Origin of the sequence: Paenibacillus sp. FSL L8-0641, from assembly GCF_038006265.1 — a bacterium.
In the GTDB taxonomy this organism is placed as follows: Bacteria; Bacillota; Bacilli; order Paenibacillales; family Paenibacillaceae; genus Paenibacillus; species Paenibacillus polymyxa_D.
Genome location: NZ_JBBOUW010000002.1, coordinates 66,582 through 86,846 on the forward strand (window position 1 = coordinate 66,582; position 20,265 = coordinate 86,846).

Genomic DNA, 20,265 nt, shown 5'->3' on the forward strand with positions numbered 1-20,265 from the left:
ATGTGACATCCAAGAGCATCCTTGATCCAGTGCAAGGTGCATTGGAGAACACAGCGTCAAACTGAACATCTGTCCGAAAATGACAAGCCTCTTGCAGGTAGATATTCAGTTCAGATCAGCGGTTTGAAATCTCAATTTTCCCACATATTCATCAACATACTTTTAGATTTGTTTTTTTCTGAACTCGGCTTATCAAAACCTAACAGCACTACCCTTTGAGGTGTAAATGAAGCCATTTGTTGAATCTTTTTTTGCTTTTATCTGATCATCATTGATCTAAAAATCACTTCGTTGTGGCCTCGTACAAACGCTGTAAAATGGTAACAGCTTCAGCCCGTGTGACTAGCGCTTTTGGGTGAAGGTATCCTTCATTAGCGGTAAGGACCCCCATCTTGGTTAGGGTGTAGAATGCTTCTGCCTTTTGATCCTGGGAATCTCCATCATAGGAGTACTCTTCTCCAGTCTTGTCGATGTACAGCACCGGATAGTAGGCCGAGAAATTATCATTGTAATTGGCTTGACGAACTTTCATATCCTTGTACTGCGCAGCTGCGGAGATCACTTCCTCAATCTCAGGATGAAGCGTCTGATTGGTATAATTCGTCCGAAGAGAGGCAATCATCATCACATCCCAGCGGGTCAGTGGTTTGTCAGGCTTGACATAGAATTGATAGTTTGGATATTTCCCCCCAACACTTTCAGCATACGGCCAAACATAGTCCCCGTTGAATATTGCTGCAAAATCTTTATTCGCCCAGTGTTTACGCGCATCCACAAAATCGGAAGATTCGCCGGAAGAACGATCAATTTCTAGAAAAAGCTTGTGAAACATATGTACAAATTCCGCTTTCGTTATGGTTTTGCTTGGCTTGAAGGTCCCATCTTCATAGCCCTTGACAATGCCCTTATCGACCATGGAACGAATTGATTCGGCAGCCCATTCATATTTTGTTCCTTCCACATCAGAAAACGTGTTTGCCGCGAAGGCAGATTGACCGAAAAACAGTGTCGTCGCAACCAACGGGGCGATAAGCCATTTCTTTTTCAACATCTCTTTCCACTTCCTTTAGGTAAAATTTATGTATAAAATAGTTCTCTAGACTCAATTTTATATCGGCATTTCAAAAGAAAATGATGATATTAATGAGAAAATAGCGTTGAACTATCGTTCTCAGTTACTTTAGCGAACTTCACCCTCCAGTATTCGCATTCTTTTCTGCTAAACCCCTCCTACTTTCTTCATTTGATATTTCCAATAAAGCAATTCTTCATCCTTGTGACAAATTTGAAATCCTAACTTCAATAACAAATTCTTAGAGCTGATATTGTCAGGTACGCATCTTGCCGTTATGATTTGGACTTCTTCATGATTTAATGACCACTCTATTATTTTTTGAGCGACTTCATAGCAATAGCCTTTGCGGCGATGGCTTTCATTCGTTGCAAAACCGATCTCAATCATACCGTTCTGGTCAGGATCTCCTAAAAAACCAATCCCTCCAACAATTTCTTGGTTATCCTTATCTACAATGATCCAAGAATCAAAACCTCTAGTGCCATTATTTTTATCAGGCCCCGGCCATTCATCACTGGTTTTATAACCCAAAGCTTCAATAGCACCTATATCACGTCGGGCTGCTGCTTCGATTAAATTAAGATCAAGTGTTTTTAATAAGAGCCGATTCGTTTGAAGTTCATATATTGTCCACCTTTCTATTTACTTAGATTGAATCTTTCATTCAAGAAATCTGGTTGTATTTGATCCAATTGGAGTAATTCCCTTCTATCCCACTTTGCTAAAAATTGGAAAAGGGCAGGAATGAACATACGTCATTCCTACCCTCATATCAACTGCTATTTGGGCCACAAAAAAATCCGCGCTGAAACAACACGGATTGGACTCATTATAACAGGTATCCCTAAGGATCTGGTAATATCCGTTGTTCTTAACTAATTCCGAAGCTTTCAAATCCCACCCGTAATACAAAAATTGGGCAGAGGAATAGTAGGTGCATGAAAACCTCTTTTTATGGAATTGGATTAGTAAAGAACAGCTCTAGACAATAAAATCTCTCCTTAGTGAATTACCCTTATTATACCAGGGCCAATTTTATCTGCCAACCTTTCACTTGTTACAAAAGCGTTTTCCCAGGTCCTCCGATTTTGACTATATTTTGATACCATTCATCCGGAAAGTAACCATCTGGGACTGCACATCGAATGTAACCTCTGACCTTGAAATATCTAAAGCATAACTTTGCTGCTTGAACTCCTGCGTAGTATGCAACAATAATTTTCATTAATGTGATTAGAATACTCGTTATTGAGTGATAACCCTACAGGCCTTTTCCGCCTAGGGCACGCAGTTTAATAGGCTCCGCTCCGACAATCAACGGTCGGCCGCGTTGTATCGACGCCAGTACCTCTTCGTTCTTAAGACTGGCTGCATGAGCATCTGCATCTTTCCACACTTCGGTCACATACACCGCATTCGGGTCGTCGTCTGACACATTGACTATATACAAATAGCAGTCAGTATTCGACTTCAACAGATCGGCCGCTTCTAGCAAGATGCCTGCAAGAGCATCCCTTTGCCCTGGAAGTGCCATCAACTTTCCATACATAGCAAAATGGTTCATGATCCTCATCCTACCCTCGAGTGAAATTTGACTTCATCTTATCATAATGTTCCGCAATGTCAGCGTAATTTCAGCAAGTTTCTCCACAAACGCTAAAAAATAGTCGGTACCATTCCTCCATCCATACGGATTGGAGAACCTTTAAATGCAGATGCATAAGGGCTACATACAAATGTAGCTAGTCTTCCTATTTCAATAGGCTTGATAAATCGCTGTATTTCAGATTGAGGCAGGTTTGTAACCATAAAATCTTTCTCTTTTTCTGAAAAAGTCATATCTTCATGAGGATACATACTCTCAATTATTTGGTGCACATTCTCAGAGAGCGTTGGTCCCGGCATGATCGTATTGACTGTAACTTCTGTTCCTATTGTTAATTTAGATAAGCTTTTTGACAATGACAACAACATAGATTTTGTCATACCATACTGAGGCATTTGTCCTGAAGGCATAATTGCTTCTTCACTCGCAATAAAAATAAGGCGACCATAATCATTTTTCAACATTTTAGGTAAATAAAATTTTGATAATCCATTTGCAGCAAGAACGTTAGTGCGGAAGTATTTTTCCCATACTTCATCGTCTACGTCCACATATTGCATAATTTCATAAATACCCATATTGTTAACTAAAATATCAATTTCGGGGCATTTTTCAAATAAGGCTTCTCTTTGTCCAATATCCACAATATCGGCTGTAGCATTTTGAGGGGAGGTAGCTGGGAAATCTGACTTAATTTCATTTACAGTTCGTTCTACCTCTTCATAATTTCGTCCATTAATTAGTACATTAACACCTTCTTTGGCTAGTTCAATGGCAATTGCTTTACCTATGCCTTTCGTTGATCCTGTAACTAAAGCTGTTTTATATTTTAATCCCATATCCATAATACACTTCTCCTTTTTTAAAACAATTGTGCTCCGGATAGTGATTATATTATCTTGTCTGGATTGTCCAGTAACTAGCATATTGCGCCAAAGTTCTTGTTTAACACGCCAAATGACAAAACTCATTAGGCAGTCCTAGCGTGCTCCGGATATCGAGTTTGTACCTAAATGTTCAGTCCGCCAATTTGAAGGCGTATCCCCCTCCCATTGGCGGAAGGCGCGGTAAAACGAGTTTTGATCTTCGTACCCAATCAGGAATGCTACCTCTTTAATATCGAGCGAGGGGTCTGCCAAGTACTCTCGTGCCTGCTCATGTCTAGCTTTTGTCAATAGAATCTTGAAGCTCGTATTTTCGTCAGTAAGACGGCGCTGCAAGGTACGATCGCTCATACTGAGCTCCTTCGCCACAGCCTGAATGTCGGGGCGCCCTCTTGTAAGGCTGCGTTTCATGATCCATTTGACCATCTCGGTAATTGAACGGCTGCGCTGCTGTTCATCCAACGATCGGTCCAGAACAGGAGTCAAGATTTCCAGCAACTCTTCGTTGTACGAGACAAAGGGGCGGTCCAGGTCTCTTCGATGTAGCGTCAATCGGTTACATTTTGCACCAATCCGGATACGACAGCCGAAATAAGCTTCAAGGGCTTGTATATCGCCCATGTAGTGCGAAAATTCAACAAGCTGCGCTTTCAAAGGTTGACCTGTGCCCCGGCGCCCAATCTCCAGAAGACAAGCCAGCGTGCTACCAACCAGCATCGGCGGACCAGACTGCTCGGGAGATAGCCACTCCAGATCAATTGTACAGTGCTCGCCCTCCTCCGTGATATGTAGGTTTTCCGGGGGACACAGTTGTTTGTACCGAGCCATTCGGTTTAGAGCGTCGCGGTAGTCCCGAGCGTGGTAAGTCGCTAAGACAGTCGGTGGGTACTTCGCTGTATCAAAGACGGTCACAAGCTTGATGATTCCTTGGGCTGTGTCACCAATGAGATCAGAATATGCCTGCCAGATCGCGAAATATTGGGCGGTGGTGACTACTGGTTCAGTAATAATGGTGATCGGCAGTCGTGCTTTGCGTGCTACGTCGTGGGCGCCAAACCCTAACTGACATAATCCTGCCCACAATCCTGGCGGGATTTTAATACGGTCAGAGGTATGAGACTTCATATATATGGGCCTCCTTTATATACTTACATATTCATTGGTTTTGGTTGCGATGAGGTCCCTCTTAAGTACACATAAGAATACTCTTAAGTACGTTAAGGTGTCTACATTAATGTAATAAGCTGTGGAAAATGTTACATCATCTTGTTATCTGGGCTACTTTCAATCAATGATGAGTGATTTGGCGAATTACTTAATCATGATAAAATTCTGTTAATGCATGAACGACTCATTCTCAACACCAAAAAACACACCCATATGTTTATGAGTGTGTTTTTAAAACCCCAAATCACCGACACTCCTAGGAATGTCATTCCCTTAATACTGATTATTCTAGCTCTTTCATGGATTATTTTATGTTTTCATGGAAGATTTAGAGTGAAATGTGTTGATTTAAGGAGGAAATAGCGGATTTAATTTTTATGTAAAAAGCAACTTAAAAATGATCAAGCCATAGAATTCGGTTGTGGAGCGATACCCGCTTGAGTTTTATGGTGGGCAAAATTATTTTGCTCACCATTTCAAAGGTTTACTGATTACTTAAATGCATCCCAAAATTTCATTGAATAAATCTGTTTGGTTCTCTCCAGGTTCCTATATATCTCTCTTATGATGGATCGAAAAATAGAGCAAATCTAAATAGTTCTTCGAATCACGCTTTTGGTTGCTGCCGCCTCAAAAATCGTTTCAATTAGCACCAATACACGGTGTACTTCTTCATTTTTGATCGCAATCTCCGCTTTTCCTTCGATGGTGGAGACAAAATTCTCATAAAAGCTTTCTGCAGCAGCAGGTATTTTCTCAATCGGGAACTTAAGGGTGGATTCCTCAGACGGCGGCGCCATCGTTTTCGTCAATCCTTGACCTGCTTGAATCGGCTTGGGTTCCACGTGAGCAACATCTGGATTTCGGGTGACGATCTCTCCGCTCAAATCCCAATCTCGAATCACTGCGGTTCCTTCGGTTCCTTTAATATACCAGCGTGGCAGCTTTACGTAATTGGTTGTACCCACTTCAATGACTGCTGTCAGGCCGTCCTTGAACTCAATAAAGCTGGCAAAGCCGTCATCCACTTCAGTCCCCAAAATATAGCTTAGGGTAGCAGCTACGCTTTCTATTTTGCTGTCCGTAATCTGAAGCAGCTGGTCCAACAGATGTACTCCCCAATCCAGTAGCATTCCTCCGCCATACGCCTTTAGTTGCCGCCAGTCACCTGGAATGCCATTAGCTCCCTGAACTCGCGATTCCAGCTGGAAAAGCTCGCCCACGGTCTTATTGCCAATTATATCTTTGATAATTCGGAAGTCTTCATCCCATCGACGGTTCTGATGTACCGTAAACACACGATTTTCTTTCTTTGCCACCTCAACAATATCCAAGAAATCCGCGCTCGTTATCGTAACCGGTTTTTCGCAAATGACATGCTTTCCGGCTTGTAGCGCCTGAATCGCGATTTCCTTATGAACATCATTTGGTGTTGCTATCAAAACAATATCCACGGCCTCATCGGCCAGAACGGCATCCAGGCTAGCGTAGGTTTTATAGCCGGCAGCCGCAGCCAGTTCCATCCGGTAATCGACAATATCATATACACCGCCAACGGCAAGTTGCTGATTAGATTCGATCAATTGAACATGGTAGCTTCCCATGCCTCCATAACCGATGATGACTACATTGTATATACGATTGTCCATTTTCATCTTCCTCCACTCCTGATTTAAGCCCACCGCATATCAATCGGTTGCTCACGTATCCATAAATCTTAATGTCTTCGTAACTCACCCTTCACTTCGTCGGATAGCTCTATCATACAAATCTCATGAAAAGCTTTCCTCCTCATTTCTTGCTGTTTTATTCCCGAATATTGTCCTGCGGTATTTCAATGGTGATGTTCCTGTCGCTTCCTTAAAGAGATGATGAAACGTCTTTACACTACTGAACCCTGCCGCCTCTGCGACCTCAGTAATCGGATTGTTTTCATTCAACAAGATCCATTTTGCCTTATTCAGTCTGTAATCATTCAAAAATGCTACAAAGGTCATCCCCGTATTCTTCTTAAACAGCCTGGCGAAATAATAGGGACTGAACCCCATATAATCAGCGACATTCTTCAGCGAGATGGTTTCATGATAATGACATTCCACATACTCAAAAATACGTTCCAGTTTATAAAGAGTGTCCTTGGATTGTGTTAAGGTTCTCTCTGAGAGTTCAGGAAGCCTTGGGGTTATGCTTCTCGGCACTTCACGAATAATAAGAGTCAACATCTCGAACAGCTTGGCTTTGATCATATAAGCATGACCTTCGTGTTGGTTGACGTTCTCATCATAAATGCTTTGAATCAGAGGAAGCATTTTAGCTGCTGTTTCTTCTGGCCAGTTCCAGCTTGATTGCTCCATCTCCGTAAATATATATCTAAGAGGGCGTTTCTGATCACTTAATGTGGAAACCTCTTGAAAAAAGCTTAGATCAAATTGAATAACCACCCGTTCGCTGTCGGGAGAAGCCAAGAAATAATGAACATCACCCCCATTTATAAACTGAACTTCACCTTGTTTCATGCGTATCGAAATATCGTTAATTCCCAGATCCAAGGTTCCCTGGGTCACATAAATAATTTCAATTTCTTTATGCCAATGAGGATAGCAAAGCACGTCGCCTTTATTAATAAAACTCCGGAAAGGAAAATGTCGGTCAAGCTCCGGGATTTCTAAATAAAAATTCATTTTGGTAGACTCCTTTTGCTGTAAAGTTCAAAAAGCCGTACACTTGACTATTGATAATTATGCTACACTGCATTCCTTCTTCCCTTCTTTATGTTTCTCCTTCTCAACTTGCGAATAAAATTCCCTCTCCCTTTTGAATTGTAAGCGTTTAACATTCGTTTTTCTACCCTATCAATCATAGTTGCTATGAAGTAAGCAACTGTTAGGCATCTTTACTAGGTATCCTTACTAACTTTATTGCAAACTCAAAGTTATGACTTAATTATGAGCCGTTTGGCGTCCGAGAACAATTTTGACTGTTCTTATTTCCTCCTGCCGCTTGCAGTTTCTTTAGATAAAAGTTTCACCTTAACTGGATTAAACACAATTGGAGTTAAATAAGTGTAAAATTGTAAAATTATTTTTTTACATTTTCCATATAAAAATATATATACATTTCCAATATAATGGTATATTCTAGTAAAAAAATACTCACATAAAAAATATGACCTACTGGAGGGACAGGCCTTGAAGAGACTATTCGCTTTAAGTTGTGCTTTCTATCTGTTAATCGGCGTCACCAGTGTGGTGCTTGGGGCATTACTGCCGACTTTACTATCTCACTATGGACGGGGGTACAGCGATGGTGGATTACTGCTGTTCCTGCAGTTTTTCGGATTTCTTGTCGGTGTTCTGCTCACCCCCTTCATGGCTCTGCATCTGGGTCGCAAGTCCATGTTATCCATAGCCCTGGGTAGTATCGTGGCAGCGTGCATTATCTTGGGTGTACTACCCTCATGGAATTGGGTCATCGCAATGGCCATCTGGGTTGGTTTCGGCTCAGGCATCATTGAATCGTCCATCGGAGCGTTTACCATTGAGTTCACGGAGGAGCAAAAAGCCGTGGCCATGTCTAAGCTGGATGTCTATTTTGCACTTGGTGCACTGCTTATTCCGGCGATCGTTAGCCTGTATATCTGGCTTGGAATGTGGAATCTAACCTTTTACACCATCTCCCTTCTCACTTTTATCTTAGCGCTGTTGTGGCTTACCATGCCTACATCCGCCTCCTCTCACCTTACCCAAGCAGACATCCGAACTACTGAACGTTCAGTTGAACAAGCCCGTTACTCTGGACAGCATCGTGTATTGCTAGGAATCTTCATTATATTCTTCTTTGTTTATATGGGTCTTGAACTGGGGCTCATGAACTTCCTACCTTCTATTCTGACAGAGACGCTACATCTTCAAGGATCCGTAGCCTCGCTGGGTGTCAGCGTGCTTTGGATTGCAATGATCATTGGTCGTATGTTCTCAGGAAGGATTGCAGAGTCAGCAGGATATATTCCTTACCTGCTATGGAGTGCAATCGGTACTTTCTGTTTCCTAGTTGCCATGGTGTTTATATCCAGCCAATGGGCTACATACCTTATAATTTTCGGTGCAGGTCTATTCATGTCTGGACTCTTCTGTATCGCGCTTGTCTATGCCAACGTGCTGATTCCAGGAATGACCGAGCGGACGACCAGCATTCTGATTGCGTCGGGCGGAATTGGCGGCTCGGTGCTTCAATATGTAATTGGCTGGAGCATGAGCGAATGGCCAGTGGCGGCTAGCCTCTGGATTTTAGGAGGGTTTACTCTGATTTTGCTGCTGGCACTTATTCTCACGCATCTGTGGAATGATCGGGGCAGCCGAGTCGTTGACTCTCTTGCCCATCAGGGCAAGGAAGGATGATATTGTTTTAGTTCTTAGGGGAGGTGAGGCCTATCGCAGAAGCACCGGATTATGCTCCCTTGTCCATGAGGGCAAGGAAGGTGGATTTCTTATTTTGGGGAGGTGAGTTCAGCCTCGTTATGCTCTGATAGGGTGGTAGACTTTATAAAGATGACTTAATAAGAATGTATATTCTGATATGGAGGGGAAATATCGTGCATACGTTGACCAAAGAACGTTTCAGATATGGTAAAGGCATTACTCTAATTGACGATTCGGGTAAGGAGTATTTGGATGGCGTATCCGGCACCTTCAACTTGTCGCTCGGTTATAACCACCCTCATGTCGTAAGCAAAGTACAGGAGCAAGTCGGCAATCTTGCACACATGTCTTCTACTTTTACAGAGCCTTATGTCGAAGAAGTCCTAGATCATCTAATCCAGTATGCCCCGAACGGCATAGACGCCGGATGGATGAGAGATATTACCGGCTCCACAGCGAACGAATGTGCTGTGAAGCTGGCCCAAAAATACACCGGAGCAACCGATATCATCAGTCTGCATCTGTCACATCATGGACAAACCCAGTTTGCAACAGGCATTTCCGGTAATGCCTTTCGTCGCAAGAATTTCCCTAACTCAGTTGCAGCAAATTCTCTGCATGTGCCTGCCCCCTACTGTTATCGCTGTCCTTTTAATTCTTCACCAGACAAGTGTGGTCATCATTGTATTGACGCTATATCGGACGCCATTGAGTATGGAAGCTCAGGGTCTGTGGCCTGCATGATTATTGAACCCATTCTGGGCAACGGAGGTAATATCATCCCGCCTGCAGGATATTTCAAGCGCCTCCGTCAGCTATGCGACGAGCATGGGATGATTCTGATTGCAGACGAAGTGCAGACCGGAATCGGGCGGACAGGTTACATGTTCGCAAGTGAACTGTTTGACATCCAACCGGATATTATTACTCTCGCTAAGGGTCTGGGTGGTATTGGAGTCCCGGTTGCGGCGGTATTGATGCAGTCTCGTCTCGATGTCCTGGAGAAGCACGAACATTCCTTTACTTCGGGCAGCAATCTGATCTCGGTCACGGCAGCCAAATCCACATTGGAGGTTGTAACCGAGCCCGGTTTTCTGGAAGCCGTCCGGTCCAAAGGAAGCCTGCTCGGATCCCTACTGACGGAGATGGCCGACAAGTATGATTGCATTGGTGAGGCTCGTGGCGTCGGACTGATGTGGGGACTGGAAATTGTAGACGAGGACGATGCCCCGGATGCAGTGAAAAGCAACGGGATTATCGATCGCGCATTTGAGGAACAACAATTAATTCTGAGAGGTTCCCGTTACGGTTATGGGAATGTGGTCAAAGTCAGACCTTCCCTCACGGCTACCGAAGATGAGATTGCCGAAATTGTTAAACGGCTTGACGCCGTTCTTGCTACCCTTCACTAACGATCTGCCCAATAAGCAAAAGGAGGAATTATACATGCTCGCACTTGTATATAAATCAGCTTGGGATGTCGCACTTGAGGAAAGACCTATCCCGGAGATAAAAAAAGATAACGATGTACTCGTCCGGATTCGGGCGACTGGCGTATGCGGTACGGATCTAGGTATCATCAGTGGCAAATATCATGCCGTGCCTTCTACGATTTTGGGGCACGAATCAGCGGGGGATGTGATCGCTGTAGGACCAGCCGTCAGTTCACTGCAGCCTGGAGACCGAGTGGTGATTGATCCAACTTACTACTGCGGCCAATGCGAAATGTGCCGGACAGGAAGACAAAATCATTGCACACACAAATCCGTAACAGAGACCGGAGTCAGCGCAGACGGTACGTTCACCGATTATTATGTGACTGAGGACCGTTTTTTGTACAAGTTGAAGGACCATATCAGCTACGAAGAAGCGACGCTGACCGAGCCGCTGAGCTGTATGCTGACCGGAATCAACCAGATTAACCTGCTGCCGAACTTCACAACCGTTATTATAGGCGCAGGTCCGATCGGGATTCTGTACAGCTATGCTCTTGCTTCGAAAGGCGTAACTGGTTGCCTTGTTGACATCTCGGAGGAACGGCTCGCCATAGCGGATTCTATTGCCCCCGAACGGTGGTCCGCGCACGCCACACTGGAATCGGCCATTCATAAGCTGGCTCCGTTAAAAAATCAGGTGGACATGATTGTGGACACCACAGGAGTGGTCGGCACTGAGGTACTAAGCCAGCTTGCGAGCGGCGGGTATTTGATGCTGGTGGGGCTGAGAGATGGGATAAGCTCGTTTAATCCGAAAGAGGTAGTTGACCGTAGCCTTAAAATCATCGGTTCGATTGATTCTCTGGGCACGTTCTCCACGGCGCATTACCTGATTGAGCAGCAAATCATTCCCGCCAAAAAAATCATTACCCACTCGTATCCGCTGGATGACTACCATGAAGCCTTTAAGACGCTTGGATGCAATATCAGCGAGCGGACACTTCAGCCCTCGTCTCAGGCGATCAAGATTGTGCTGCAATCTAGTGGCTCCGACAACTAAATTTAGCTACTAACAAGGGGGAGAATGGACATGACGAGCATCCATCATGTTACACCGACGAATAATGAATGCACAGGAGACCTATCCGCGTCCGTTCCAGTCAAAGCGGTCATTTTCGACATGGACGGGGTGTTAGTAGACAGCGAACCGATCTACTTTGAGGTCGAACGCAGCTCCTTTGCCCATTTCGGTGCGCCCATGACGGAAGAAGAGCATCACACCTATGTCGGAGTGACACTCGAATCCATGTGGCGTCAAGTGCTGGACAGGCATCAGCTCACCAATACGGTGGAAGAGGCCTTGTCCTATCACCGAAAAAATGTGATGCAGACAATGATTGCACACGAGGGCCTTGCGGCGATCGATGGACTGGAGCGGTGGCTGGACTGGCTGCAAGAGAAAGGGATTCCGGTCGCGGTGGCCTCTTCCTCTCCGCGGGCGCTGATTGATCTCATTATGGAAAAGACAGGACTTGGCCGTTACTTTGACATTCGAATCACCGGTGAAGAGGTACTGCAGGGTAAGCCGGCACCGGACATCTTCTTATACGCCGCCGAGCAGCTAGACATTGCACCGGCCCATTGCATCGTTATTGAGGATTCACATAACGGGGTCCAGGCAGCCAAAAGTGCAGGAATGTACTGTATCGGCTTCCATAACCCCGGCTCCGGCCGGCAGGATCTGTCCAGAGCTGATCGCTGTATTCTCAGCTATGACGATCTGTGGGCGATCAAAGAGAATTTGCCGTTTGATGAGCAGTTGCTTGCCAAGAGCAAGAGTCGAAACATACCGGAAGGCATACCCCCTTTATAATCATATGGAATCGTCCGATCTTTACTATGATTGAGGGTATTAAATAATGCCCCTTGGAATATACACTGGAGAATGTCATTTTTCCTTCCCTGTGTGTACTCTAAGGGGCGTGCTTTACGTCAAATCGGTATAGTTAGAACACGTACGTTTCCGGTTCAATAGAAAAAAGGGGTGCTGTTAACACCCCAAACTGGATTCAACGATATATGCCCTGCTTCATCTGAACGGTAATTTTGCGTATATTCAGCTCTTTCTGTCTTCTTCGGTAATAAGAGAACTGTAAGCCGGAATTTTAACTGTTCCTTTCTTCACCTTCACATCCTTTGAGGTGGAGAAGACCACTTTCCATTTACCCTTATCGGAATCTTTCATCTGCAAGGTAACCGGCTCTCCAGACAGGTTATGATATACATACAGTGCTTCTTTGCCTGAAGTACGTTTAAATGCGGTCACGCTGGCAGAGCCTGCTTGTATAGGTTGCAGACTGTCGCTGCGTAAAGCTTCATGTTTTTCCCTCAGACGGATGAGTGTGCGATAGCTTTCCAGCAGGGAATCATCGTCTCTCAGCTGCGCTTCCACTGATACCTCGCCTTTGTTGTATTTGGGTTTCTCCCATGTCGTTTGACCAGGGCCCTCTCCCTTGTACCAGCGCATAGGCTCACGAAGAAACTCATCAGGCTTCTCTCCCTTCATACCAATTTCTTCGCCATAATAGAGGAACGGCTGACCCGGAAGCGTTAAAAGAATGGAAGCGGCCAGCTTGGCTTTTCGCACATCCCCGCCTAGCTCGCTCATGACACGAGTCTGGTCATGGTTGCTCAGGAACGGAGCATCGAGTGCCGCCTTATTATATGATTTGTACAGTTGCAGCGTTTTCTCGGCGAATGCCGCGATACCCTGATCTCGGCCGTTTTTCACGGACTTCAAAATCGTTCCGCCCAGGTCAAAATTAAACAAGGAGTGGAGCTGTCCGTAATAAGGAGCTATGGTCTCCGGTTTGTCCCATACCTCTCCTGCCAGATATACATTTGGATTTACCTTCTCCATCTCGGAACGAAATTCACTCCACCAGGCAATGTTCTTATCCGCACCATCTTTCGTCTGTCCTCTAAAAATATGCATCGCCGCGTCAAGTCGGAACCCGTCTGCACCTTGCTGCAGCCAATACTTGCCGACTTTGATCATTTCTTTGCGGACTTCGGGATTGTCAAAGTTCAGATCCGGCATGCCCGACCAGAACGTACTGTAGAAATACCCTTCGCCATTCGGATTCTTATGCCATACCTGCTGACCCCACGAGCCCTTTTCTTCCAAATCTGTGTTCTCATCCGCCCATACGTAATAGTCGTGGAATTTGCTTTGCGGGTTGGCACTGGCCTCCTTGAACCATGGATGCTCGCTGCTTGAATGATTGATAACAAGGTCCATGATCACCTTAACGCCCTTTCGGTCCGCTGCTTTCATCAAGGTGCGGAAATCATTTAGACTCCCATACTGTGGGTCCACCTGATAGTAATCAGTTGCATCATATTTATGGTAGCTTGGAGATGGATTTAGGGGCATAAGCCAGAGGCCGCTGACCTGCAAATCCCTACCCGAATGGGGTTTTCCATCGTTTAAGTAATCAAGCTTTTGTGTGATTCCTTTCAAATCACCATGTCCGTCTCCATTCGAATCATAAAAAGAATTGATATAAATTTCATAAAATACGCCGCTTCCAGTAGAAACCGGAGGCTTATGTCCGTTCGATTCCTGCTCTGCCATTGCGCTTGAAGCGAACATCGTGAGCATAGGCACCGTTAACATGGCAGTGGACAATCTTCTTAAGCGTTTGTTACGTGTCAAAACAAATCAGCTCCTTTGATTGTTATGGGTGCGCTTTCATTATAAATAGAAACAATCCAAAAAAAGGGGATATTTATTATCTATTATGGTGGAAAATATCGATCTTATTGTTTTATCTCTGTATTGAGCGAAAAGAGGAGCAGACTCTATGTCTACTCCTCTTTTCATCCAATCAGTTCAAGAAATATATCTCAATTTAATACGTTGGGAAGCTCTGTGAAGCGAAGACTTCACTGCATTCTCACTCTTGTTTAAAATTCTAGCCGTTTCCTTTATGGAGTATCCTTGGACTAATCGCAATTCAAGTACCGTTCTTTGCTCGGTATTACTTGCCATCAAGAGAATTTGATTGACCTCCTCCTGAATTTCAAAATCAAGGATATCCCAGTGATAGTGGAGCAGCCCCTTACGTAAAATGTATTCCTCCATCTTTTTTCGTTTTCTGATTAAATCTATAGCTAAATTTTTGGCAATTCTCAAAAGGTAAAACCGAATACGATCTTGGGGCAAGTCAGGCGAAGCTCTTATAAACCGAATAAAACACTCATGCAACAAATCTTCAGCATCCTGTTTGTTATGCAATATCCTCAATAGATAGCCAAAGAGGTCTGATTTGCAAGATAAATATAGATCCTCCAGATCTTTAACATCCATATTATTGCGTATCCCTTCATGCTTTGATTGAAATCGGTACGTTACTTGATAGTCTTAAATTCATATCCCTGCTTTTTTAAATATCTTATGATTTCAGGCAAGGCTTTGGCTGTTTCTTCCTTCCCATAAGTGTCATGCATGAGTACCACTGCTTTTTCTCTAGTCCCAATATTTCTCATGAATTCACTAATTAATTGCTCAGCATTCTTACGTGCACCCTCTGCATCTTTAGGTAACACATTCCAGTCAATCTGATGGTAATCCTTATCACGTACAGCTTTGTCCAGCACTTCCATACCATTGGGATCGTTTCTCTGCCATGTCATATGACCGCCCGGAAATCGAATCGCTGTCAGTCTTCTTCTATTTTTCTTTATCCGATGAGCTCTGGTTCTATTTTGCACATAGCTTTTTTCCATAGTATTTGTTCCTCCAAAATCTAGAAGCAATTCACGTTTTGTATTGCGACCATTGCCTATTCAATTATTCGTATCTCAATGCATCTATTGGTTTTAATCTTGCTGCTTTATAAGCCGGGTATACCCCAAATAGAATACCTGTGCCTGTAGAGCTAAGAAACGAATATAGGATCGGCGAGATTGTAAATTCAATGGTCATGTGTGCTGTTGCTTCGATTATTTTGGAGGCGCCTACGCCTGTAACAACCCCGAGCATCCCCCCTAGCAGACCAAAAATGACCGCTTCGGACAGGAATTGAATCATAATATCTCTTGGCTTGGCACCAATAGCTTTTCGAATACCAATTTCTTTCGTGCGCTCTATAACCGACACCATCATAATATTCATAATTCCGATTCCCCCTACCACAAGCGAGATCACAGCTACACCTCCCAGCAAGCTGGTCATGATATTATCTACACCGGATGCTGCACCTGCTGCTTCGGACAGACTCATTACTTGAAATTGATCCGGTTCTGAAGGTTTTAGCTGATGCGTCACACGCAAGCTTTCCAATATGTCTGATTGAGCCTGACCCATCAAGCCTGGTGACTTTGCGGATACCTCCAGACCAGTAATGTTTTTCTCACCCAGACGGTTCATCATGGTTGTAGCCGGGATGTAGATTTGATCATTCGTACTGTAGCTTAAATTCGTAACAGGCTGAGAATTCAATACTCCGATTACTTTGAAAGGGATCTGTTTGATTTGAAACGTTCGTCCCAATACGCCTTTGGTATCTCCACCAAAAAGACGCACAACCGCTTGGCTTTCCAGAATGGCAACATTCCTATGTTTATCCATCTCATCGTTGGTAAATGTTCTGCCCTCGGCAAAGGAAAACTTTTTGGCCTTATAAAATGAAGCAGATGTCCCTACAATGGTTGCATTATAGTTATATCGCCCCCATGCAGCTTTTGAACTGCTTGAAATACGGGGCATCATTGCTGCAATCGAACTCTTTTGTTCCAATGCCTCGACATCTGTCCACGTAAATGAGGGCAAGGTATCCTGATTTATTTCTTCCTCAGTCATTGGCATGACGGGAGCAACCAAAAGTACATTATTCCCTAACTTATTGATTTCCTCCTTAATACTGGCCTTTGAGCCATTCCCGATGACCATAATGGCAATCACCGCTGCCACTCCGATAATAATACCGAGTATCGTTAAAAATGAGCGCATCTTGTTGGTAGTTAAGCTGTTCATAGATACGGATCGTTTCCATCAGATTCATAGACTTACCACCCTTGATGAAATTCGTCTATTTGCAATAGGCTCATCTCGCTCAATGTTACCATCCCGAAAGCTGATCAATCGTTTGGCATATTCCGCTATTTCCAGTTCATGAGTAACCAGGACAATGGTTTTTCCTTGCTCATTCAAGCCTTGGAACAGCTCCATAATCTCAATGCTTGTCTTCGTGTCCAGTGCGCCCGTAGGCTCATCCGCCAACAGAATGACCGGATGATTCACCAAGGCTCGGGCGATGGAAACCCGCTACTGCTGACCGCCAGAAAGTTCATTAGTTTTACTGTAAGGTTTCTGATTAGCCACAAACCATCGTCGGATTGAATTAACGTATGTACATATCAAAAATGCCCAGCTAGAGAATCTTTTTCTGATTCTCTAGCCGGGCATTTTATCCTTTCTACCCTTTTACAGCAGAACCTACCGTCATCGCCCGCTCCACTTGTTCACTCAAGAACAGGTAGACAAGTACCATCGGTAAGGAGGCCATAGTCATAACAGCTCCCATGGCTCCCCAATCCGTACTGTAGGAACCCTGGAAGAAAAGTAAGCCTAGAGGCAATGTTTTCATATTTTCATCAGAAATTAGAATATAGGCCAAAGTGAACTCATTCCAGTTGTTCAAGAATTGAAAAATGGCTACCGTCGCAATTGCAGGCAATGCAAGTGGCATAATGATTTTCAGGAACAGTCTATAAATATTAGCTCCATCCATGCATGCCGCCTCTTCAATCTCCTTAGGAATTGCTGTTAGGAATCCATAGAAAATCATTGACGAGAAAGGAAGCCCAATTGCGATATAAGGAAGAATAAGAGCTCCGTACGTATTCGTAAGATGAAAATCGCGAACCAGAATCGCCAGCGGTATCATGATAACCTGCAGTGGCATAAACATTCCTATGATCATATAAGTCCGGACAGCTGAACGAAACCTCCATCTCATACGAGCCACTGCGAAGGCAAACATCAGAGCCAGCAAAAGGATGAACAAAGTCGAAATCGTTGATACGACCAGACTGTTCAGAAAGTAACGGGGAATATTAAATTGCGTCCACGCATTGATGTAATTTTCGTAACGAAAATGCGTTGGCAGTCCAAATGGGTTAGAGACAAAGATCTCATCGTTGTTCTTGAACGAGTAGGAAACCATCCAGAACAACGGGTAGACCGAAACAATAAAATACAACCACAGCGGTATCTGCAGAACAGCTTGTCTGAACTTGCTCAAAGCAGTTTTACTCATTTCGTTCTCCTTTTCAATACACGCCTTATCAGGCGGTTTGTCCGCGGTCGAACAGCTTATTGATAACTACAGTTGCCAGTAGTGAGATTAGTACAAGCAGCACGGATACAGCACACGCATACCCATAATTGCTTTCCATAAAAGCATAGCGGTAAATCATGAATGTCAATGTATAGTTTGTAGTACCGGGCCCTCCGTTTGTCATAATCAGCATCTGCACAAAGGCCCCTATTCCAGAGGTAATCGCAATAATGAAGCAGAATTTGTACGTTTCCCTCATCAGTGGAAGCGTGACATGCCAGTGCGCTCTCCATTTGGTGCAACCGTCAATCGTGGCGGCTTCAAAGTAGTCTTCGGGTATTGACTTAACTCCCGCATATAACAACGCAAATTGATAACCCATAAACTGCCAGGCATTAACGAAGGCAATGGCAATAATCGATGCTGTCGGGGAGCTCAGCCAATTTTGCTGGTACGGGATGTTCAAGAGATCAAACAGTCGGTTGATCAATCCGTTAGTTGGGTCATAGATTGCGATCCACAGCTGGCACACCACGGTTACCGATAGGACAACTGGGATAAAATAAGACGTTTTCAGTATTTTTCGCCCGCGTGTGCGCGGGTCAGCACAGATTAGCGCTAATAGTGTTCCCAGTCCGATCTGAAAGACCGCCAGAACAATGGCAAATATTAATCCGTTCTTAAGCGAAGTAGCAAGTAGAGGATCGGAGAACAGTTCCCGATAATTACTCAGTCCCGAAAAGGTCAGCGTACTCAGGCCATCCCAATCATAAAAGCTGCGAAGAACGGTTTGCAGAACGGGATATATCAAAATTACGCTATACAGTATCAAAGCAGGGAGGAGAAACAGTGCGAGTGCCGGTTTGTTCCCCAAATATTTATTCATGTCTTGCTTCCACCCCTTATCTTCGGAACAGCATCCCCTAGCGACTTATGCCGCCAAGGGCAGCCGAGTTCCTGAATTCTCAGTTTTCTTTGTCCAATGTGCTATTCAGATTGTTCACAAAATCGTTTTCAGAAAAGTTGTCTACCATCAAATTCTGAGTATTGTCATTAATAGTGTTCTGAATTTTTGTACTACTCAGAAGTTGAGCATATTCCTGCGCATTTGGCAGCAACTCTTTGACAACTCGCTGCATCATTGCTGGAACATTGGAGGCGATTGGCTTATCCACTTTCTGCGAAACAATTGGGCTTCCAAGTTGAGTGTATCTGTATTCGGCTGACTTTGTGGCAAGGAATGCCGCTACCTTTACGGCTGTTTCCTTATTTTTGCTACTCGATGATACTGCGTAGCCCTGTGGAGAACCTGAGCCGTCAATGAAATATTTGGATTTCTCGTAGGTTGCTTCATCCTTTGCAGGCCAGTACATCCAGTCGACCTGGTCGCCCAGTTTTTCCTGTGAGCTGTAAATTTCCCATTGTCCATTCACGAACATGGCAGCTTTGCCCTGATAAAACAGGGACGAAGCCTGATCATAATTGGTGTTCGTCGCGTTTGCATCGAATAATCCGGCTGTTTGCAGTTGCTTCATCTGCTGTGCCGCTGTTACGAATGCTTCCGGCAATGCTTTTACACCCTTCTCATCAAGTGCTCCGAACCCACGCGGCTGCTCCCTTGTAACCAGCCCATTATAGAAAGCGGTCGTAATCCATTTTTCTTTGGCAAAGATTGACATAGGTACGTAACCAGCAGCTTTCAACTTTTTCGCTGCATCGGCCATCTGGTCAATCGTCTTAAGCGGTGTTTTAATTCCTACCTTCTCGAAAATCGACTTGTTGTAATAGATCATTTGGAATTCAATGCCGGTTTCGGGATAAGCATACACATGGTTGTCTGGAGCTATCAAACGCGATTCAACACCCGGGTTAAGATTCTTCTTGAATTCGGCCGTTGTGTCATAGCTGTCCAGCACCTCAACATTTTTCGATTTTGCGAAAGTTTGCAGGACAGCCCAATCCGCTAAATAGACATCCGGCATATTGCCCGTTGCCGCATAGGTTTTAAGCTTCTGTCCTCCGTCCTGTACGGCAGGATCCAGTTCAATTTCTACGTTTGGCATCTTCTTTTTAAGCTCTTCCACCGCATAATCGAACGGCTTTATGGTATCGTCATCAAAATGTTGTGCATACACCTTTAATTTGATCGTACCGTCCCCTGCCTCGCTCTTGGAAGAGGTCGAGTTATCTTCCCCACAAGCAATCAATCCAATCGACATAGTGAGCACTAGCAAAGCTGCACTCCAACTTTTGTAAGTTTTTTTCATTTGCTTAATCCCCCTCATGCAGTGTGTTTTATGTTTGCGCTTTCATTTGCATGACTACAGTATACT

18 protein-coding genes and 2 pseudogenes are annotated in these 20,265 nt (G+C 44.3%); 4 read left to right on the top strand and 16 right to left on the bottom strand.

Annotation, left to right across the window (positions count from 1 at the left end; all coding sequences use genetic code 11):
• Nucleotides 1-283: 283 nt before the first annotated feature.
• The 7 genes from MKY16_RS25275 to MKY16_RS25305 form a co-directional block, all read right to left on the bottom strand.
• Complete coding sequence (locus tag MKY16_RS25275) at nucleotides 284-1,051, bottom strand: S-layer homology domain-containing protein (RefSeq protein ID WP_069011333.1); 768 nt, start codon at nucleotides 1,049-1,051, stop codon at nucleotides 284-286.
• A gap of 168 nt (nucleotides 1,052-1,219) precedes the next feature.
• Nucleotides 1,220-1,702 carry a GNAT family N-acetyltransferase gene (locus MKY16_RS25280; RefSeq protein ID WP_318628396.1) on the bottom strand — a complete coding sequence of 161 codons (483 nt, stop codon included), beginning with the start codon at nucleotides 1,700-1,702 and terminating at the stop codon, nucleotides 1,220-1,222.
• 634 nt (nucleotides 1,703-2,336) lie between these two features.
• The gene (locus MKY16_RS25285) at nucleotides 2,337-2,639 is read right to left on the bottom strand and encodes a putative quinol monooxygenase (protein WP_029518474.1); all 303 of its coding nucleotides are present in this window, start codon (nucleotides 2,637-2,639) and stop codon (nucleotides 2,337-2,339) included.
• Between the two features lie 92 nt (nucleotides 2,640-2,731).
• Nucleotides 2,732-3,526, bottom strand: coding sequence for an SDR family NAD(P)-dependent oxidoreductase (locus MKY16_RS25290; RefSeq protein WP_069011331.1), 795 nt, complete (start codon nucleotides 3,524-3,526; stop codon nucleotides 2,732-2,734).
• Between the two features lie 135 nt (nucleotides 3,527-3,661).
• Nucleotides 3,662-4,690, bottom strand: coding sequence for a helix-turn-helix transcriptional regulator (locus MKY16_RS25295; RefSeq protein WP_340957689.1), 1,029 nt, complete (start codon nucleotides 4,688-4,690; stop codon nucleotides 3,662-3,664).
• A 632-nt stretch (nucleotides 4,691-5,322) separates the two neighbouring features.
• Nucleotides 5,323-6,387, bottom strand: a complete 1,065-nt coding sequence (locus MKY16_RS25300; RefSeq protein WP_039275006.1) for a Gfo/Idh/MocA family protein — start codon at nucleotides 6,385-6,387, stop codon at nucleotides 5,323-5,325.
• 117 nt (nucleotides 6,388-6,504) lie between these two features.
• A complete protein-coding gene (locus MKY16_RS25305) occupies nucleotides 6,505-7,413 on the bottom strand; it encodes an AraC family transcriptional regulator (protein WP_307354217.1) in 909 nt (302 codons plus the stop codon).
• Nucleotides 7,414-7,920: 507 nt separating this feature from the next.
• On the opposite strand from MKY16_RS25305, the gene MKY16_RS25310 reads away from it, so the two are divergent.
• The 4 genes from MKY16_RS25310 to MKY16_RS25325 all read left to right on the top strand — a co-directional run bounded on the left by MKY16_RS25310 (nucleotide 7,921) and on the right by MKY16_RS25325 (nucleotide 12,459).
• Nucleotides 7,921-9,129: an MFS transporter gene (locus MKY16_RS25310; protein WP_340957694.1), complete on the top strand. Its 1,209-nt coding sequence runs from the start codon at nucleotides 7,921-7,923 to the stop codon at nucleotides 9,127-9,129.
• Between the two features lie 164 nt (nucleotides 9,130-9,293).
• Nucleotides 9,294-10,562, top strand: a complete 1,269-nt coding sequence (locus MKY16_RS25315; protein ID WP_238438022.1) for an aspartate aminotransferase family protein — start codon at nucleotides 9,294-9,296, stop codon at nucleotides 10,560-10,562.
• 34 nt (nucleotides 10,563-10,596) lie between these two features.
• Nucleotides 10,597-11,646, top strand: a complete 1,050-nt coding sequence (gene gutB1 / locus MKY16_RS25320; protein ID WP_029518481.1) for a 2-amino-2-deoxy-D-mannitol dehydrogenase GutB1 — start codon at nucleotides 10,597-10,599, stop codon at nucleotides 11,644-11,646.
• A gap of 30 nt (nucleotides 11,647-11,676) precedes the next feature.
• Nucleotides 11,677-12,459 (top strand): HAD family hydrolase, encoded by a 783-nt coding sequence (locus tag MKY16_RS25325; protein WP_340957696.1) that lies wholly within the window; start codon nucleotides 11,677-11,679, stop codon nucleotides 12,457-12,459.
• Nucleotides 12,460-12,702: 243 nt separating this feature from the next.
• Here the strand turns inward: MKY16_RS25325 and MKY16_RS25330 are convergent, their stop codons facing one another.
• The 9 genes and pseudogenes from MKY16_RS25330 to MKY16_RS25370 form a co-directional block, all read right to left on the bottom strand.
• Nucleotides 12,703-14,304, bottom strand: a complete 1,602-nt coding sequence (locus MKY16_RS25330) for an alpha-amylase family glycosyl hydrolase (protein WP_029518483.1) — start codon at nucleotides 14,302-14,304, stop codon at nucleotides 12,703-12,705.
• Nucleotides 14,305-14,481: 177 nt separating this feature from the next.
• Nucleotides 14,482-14,958, bottom strand: a complete 477-nt coding sequence (locus MKY16_RS25335) for an RNA polymerase sigma factor (RefSeq protein ID WP_029518484.1) — start codon at nucleotides 14,956-14,958, stop codon at nucleotides 14,482-14,484.
• 41 nt (nucleotides 14,959-14,999) lie between these two features.
• Nucleotides 15,000-15,305: pseudogene (locus MKY16_RS25340) on the bottom strand (polysaccharide deacetylase); the annotation flags it as partial.
• Between the two features lie 136 nt (nucleotides 15,306-15,441).
• Nucleotides 15,442-16,554: an ABC transporter permease gene (locus tag MKY16_RS25345; protein WP_340957697.1), complete on the bottom strand. Its 1,113-nt coding sequence runs from the start codon at nucleotides 16,552-16,554 to the stop codon at nucleotides 15,442-15,444.
• On the bottom strand, nucleotides 16,508-16,654 hold the full coding sequence (locus tag MKY16_RS25350; protein ID WP_340957698.1) for a hypothetical protein: 147 nt from the start codon (nucleotides 16,652-16,654) through the stop codon (nucleotides 16,508-16,510). The genes MKY16_RS25345 and MKY16_RS25350 overlap by 47 nt, the downstream gene beginning before the upstream one ends.
• Nucleotides 16,651-16,956: pseudogene (locus tag MKY16_RS25355) on the bottom strand (ATP-binding cassette domain-containing protein); the annotation flags it as partial. The pseudogene MKY16_RS25355 and the gene MKY16_RS25350, both read right to left, overlap by 4 nt.
• A gap of 112 nt (nucleotides 16,957-17,068) precedes the next feature.
• Complete coding sequence (locus MKY16_RS25360; protein WP_029518494.1) at nucleotides 17,069-17,911, bottom strand: carbohydrate ABC transporter permease; 843 nt, start codon at nucleotides 17,909-17,911, stop codon at nucleotides 17,069-17,071.
• Nucleotides 17,912-17,939: 28 nt separating this feature from the next.
• The gene (locus MKY16_RS25365; protein ID WP_069011311.1) at nucleotides 17,940-18,818 is read right to left on the bottom strand and encodes a carbohydrate ABC transporter permease; all 879 of its coding nucleotides are present in this window, start codon (nucleotides 18,816-18,818) and stop codon (nucleotides 17,940-17,942) included.
• Between the two features lie 79 nt (nucleotides 18,819-18,897).
• Nucleotides 18,898-20,199, bottom strand: a complete 1,302-nt coding sequence (locus tag MKY16_RS25370) for an ABC transporter substrate-binding protein (RefSeq protein WP_029518496.1) — start codon at nucleotides 20,197-20,199, stop codon at nucleotides 18,898-18,900.
• Between the last annotated feature and the right edge of the window lie 66 nt (nucleotides 20,200-20,265).

Coding starts and splice junctions, on each gene's coding strand:
- MKY16_RS25360 (WP_029518494.1), bottom strand. CDS start 17,911: ATGAGTAAAACTGCTTTGAGCAAGTTCAGACAAGCTGTTCTGCAGATA.
- MKY16_RS25370 (WP_029518496.1), bottom strand. CDS start 20,199: ATGAAAAAAACTTACAAAAGTTGGAGTGCAGCTTTGCTAGTGCTCACT.
- MKY16_RS25350 (WP_340957698.1), bottom strand. CDS start 16,654: ATGAATCTGATGGAAACGATCCGTATCTATGAACAGCTTAACTACCAA.
- MKY16_RS25365 (WP_069011311.1), bottom strand. CDS start 18,818: ATGAATAAATATTTGGGGAACAAACCGGCACTCGCACTGTTTCTCCTC.
- MKY16_RS25295 (WP_340957689.1), bottom strand. CDS start 4,690: ATGAAGTCTCATACCTCTGACCGTATTAAAATCCCGCCAGGATTGTGG.
- MKY16_RS25300 (WP_039275006.1), bottom strand. CDS start 6,387: ATGAAAATGGACAATCGTATATACAATGTAGTCATCATCGGTTATGGA.
- MKY16_RS25305 (WP_307354217.1), bottom strand. CDS start 7,413: ATGAATTTTTATTTAGAAATCCCGGAGCTTGACCGACATTTTCCTTTC.
- gutB1 (WP_029518481.1), top strand. CDS start 10,597: ATGCTCGCACTTGTATATAAATCAGCTTGGGATGTCGCACTTGAGGAA.
- MKY16_RS25315 (WP_238438022.1), top strand. CDS start 9,294: ATGTATATTCTGATATGGAGGGGAAATATCGTGCATACGTTGACCAAA.
- MKY16_RS25335 (WP_029518484.1), bottom strand. CDS start 14,958: ATGGATGTTAAAGATCTGGAGGATCTATATTTATCTTGCAAATCAGAC.
- MKY16_RS25290 (WP_069011331.1), bottom strand. CDS start 3,526: ATGGATATGGGATTAAAATATAAAACAGCTTTAGTTACAGGATCAACG.
- MKY16_RS25325 (WP_340957696.1), top strand. CDS start 11,677: ATGACGAGCATCCATCATGTTACACCGACGAATAATGAATGCACAGGA.
- MKY16_RS25285 (WP_029518474.1), bottom strand. CDS start 2,639: ATGAACCATTTTGCTATGTATGGAAAGTTGATGGCACTTCCAGGGCAA.
- MKY16_RS25275 (WP_069011333.1), bottom strand. CDS start 1,051: ATGTTGAAAAAGAAATGGCTTATCGCCCCGTTGGTTGCGACGACACTG.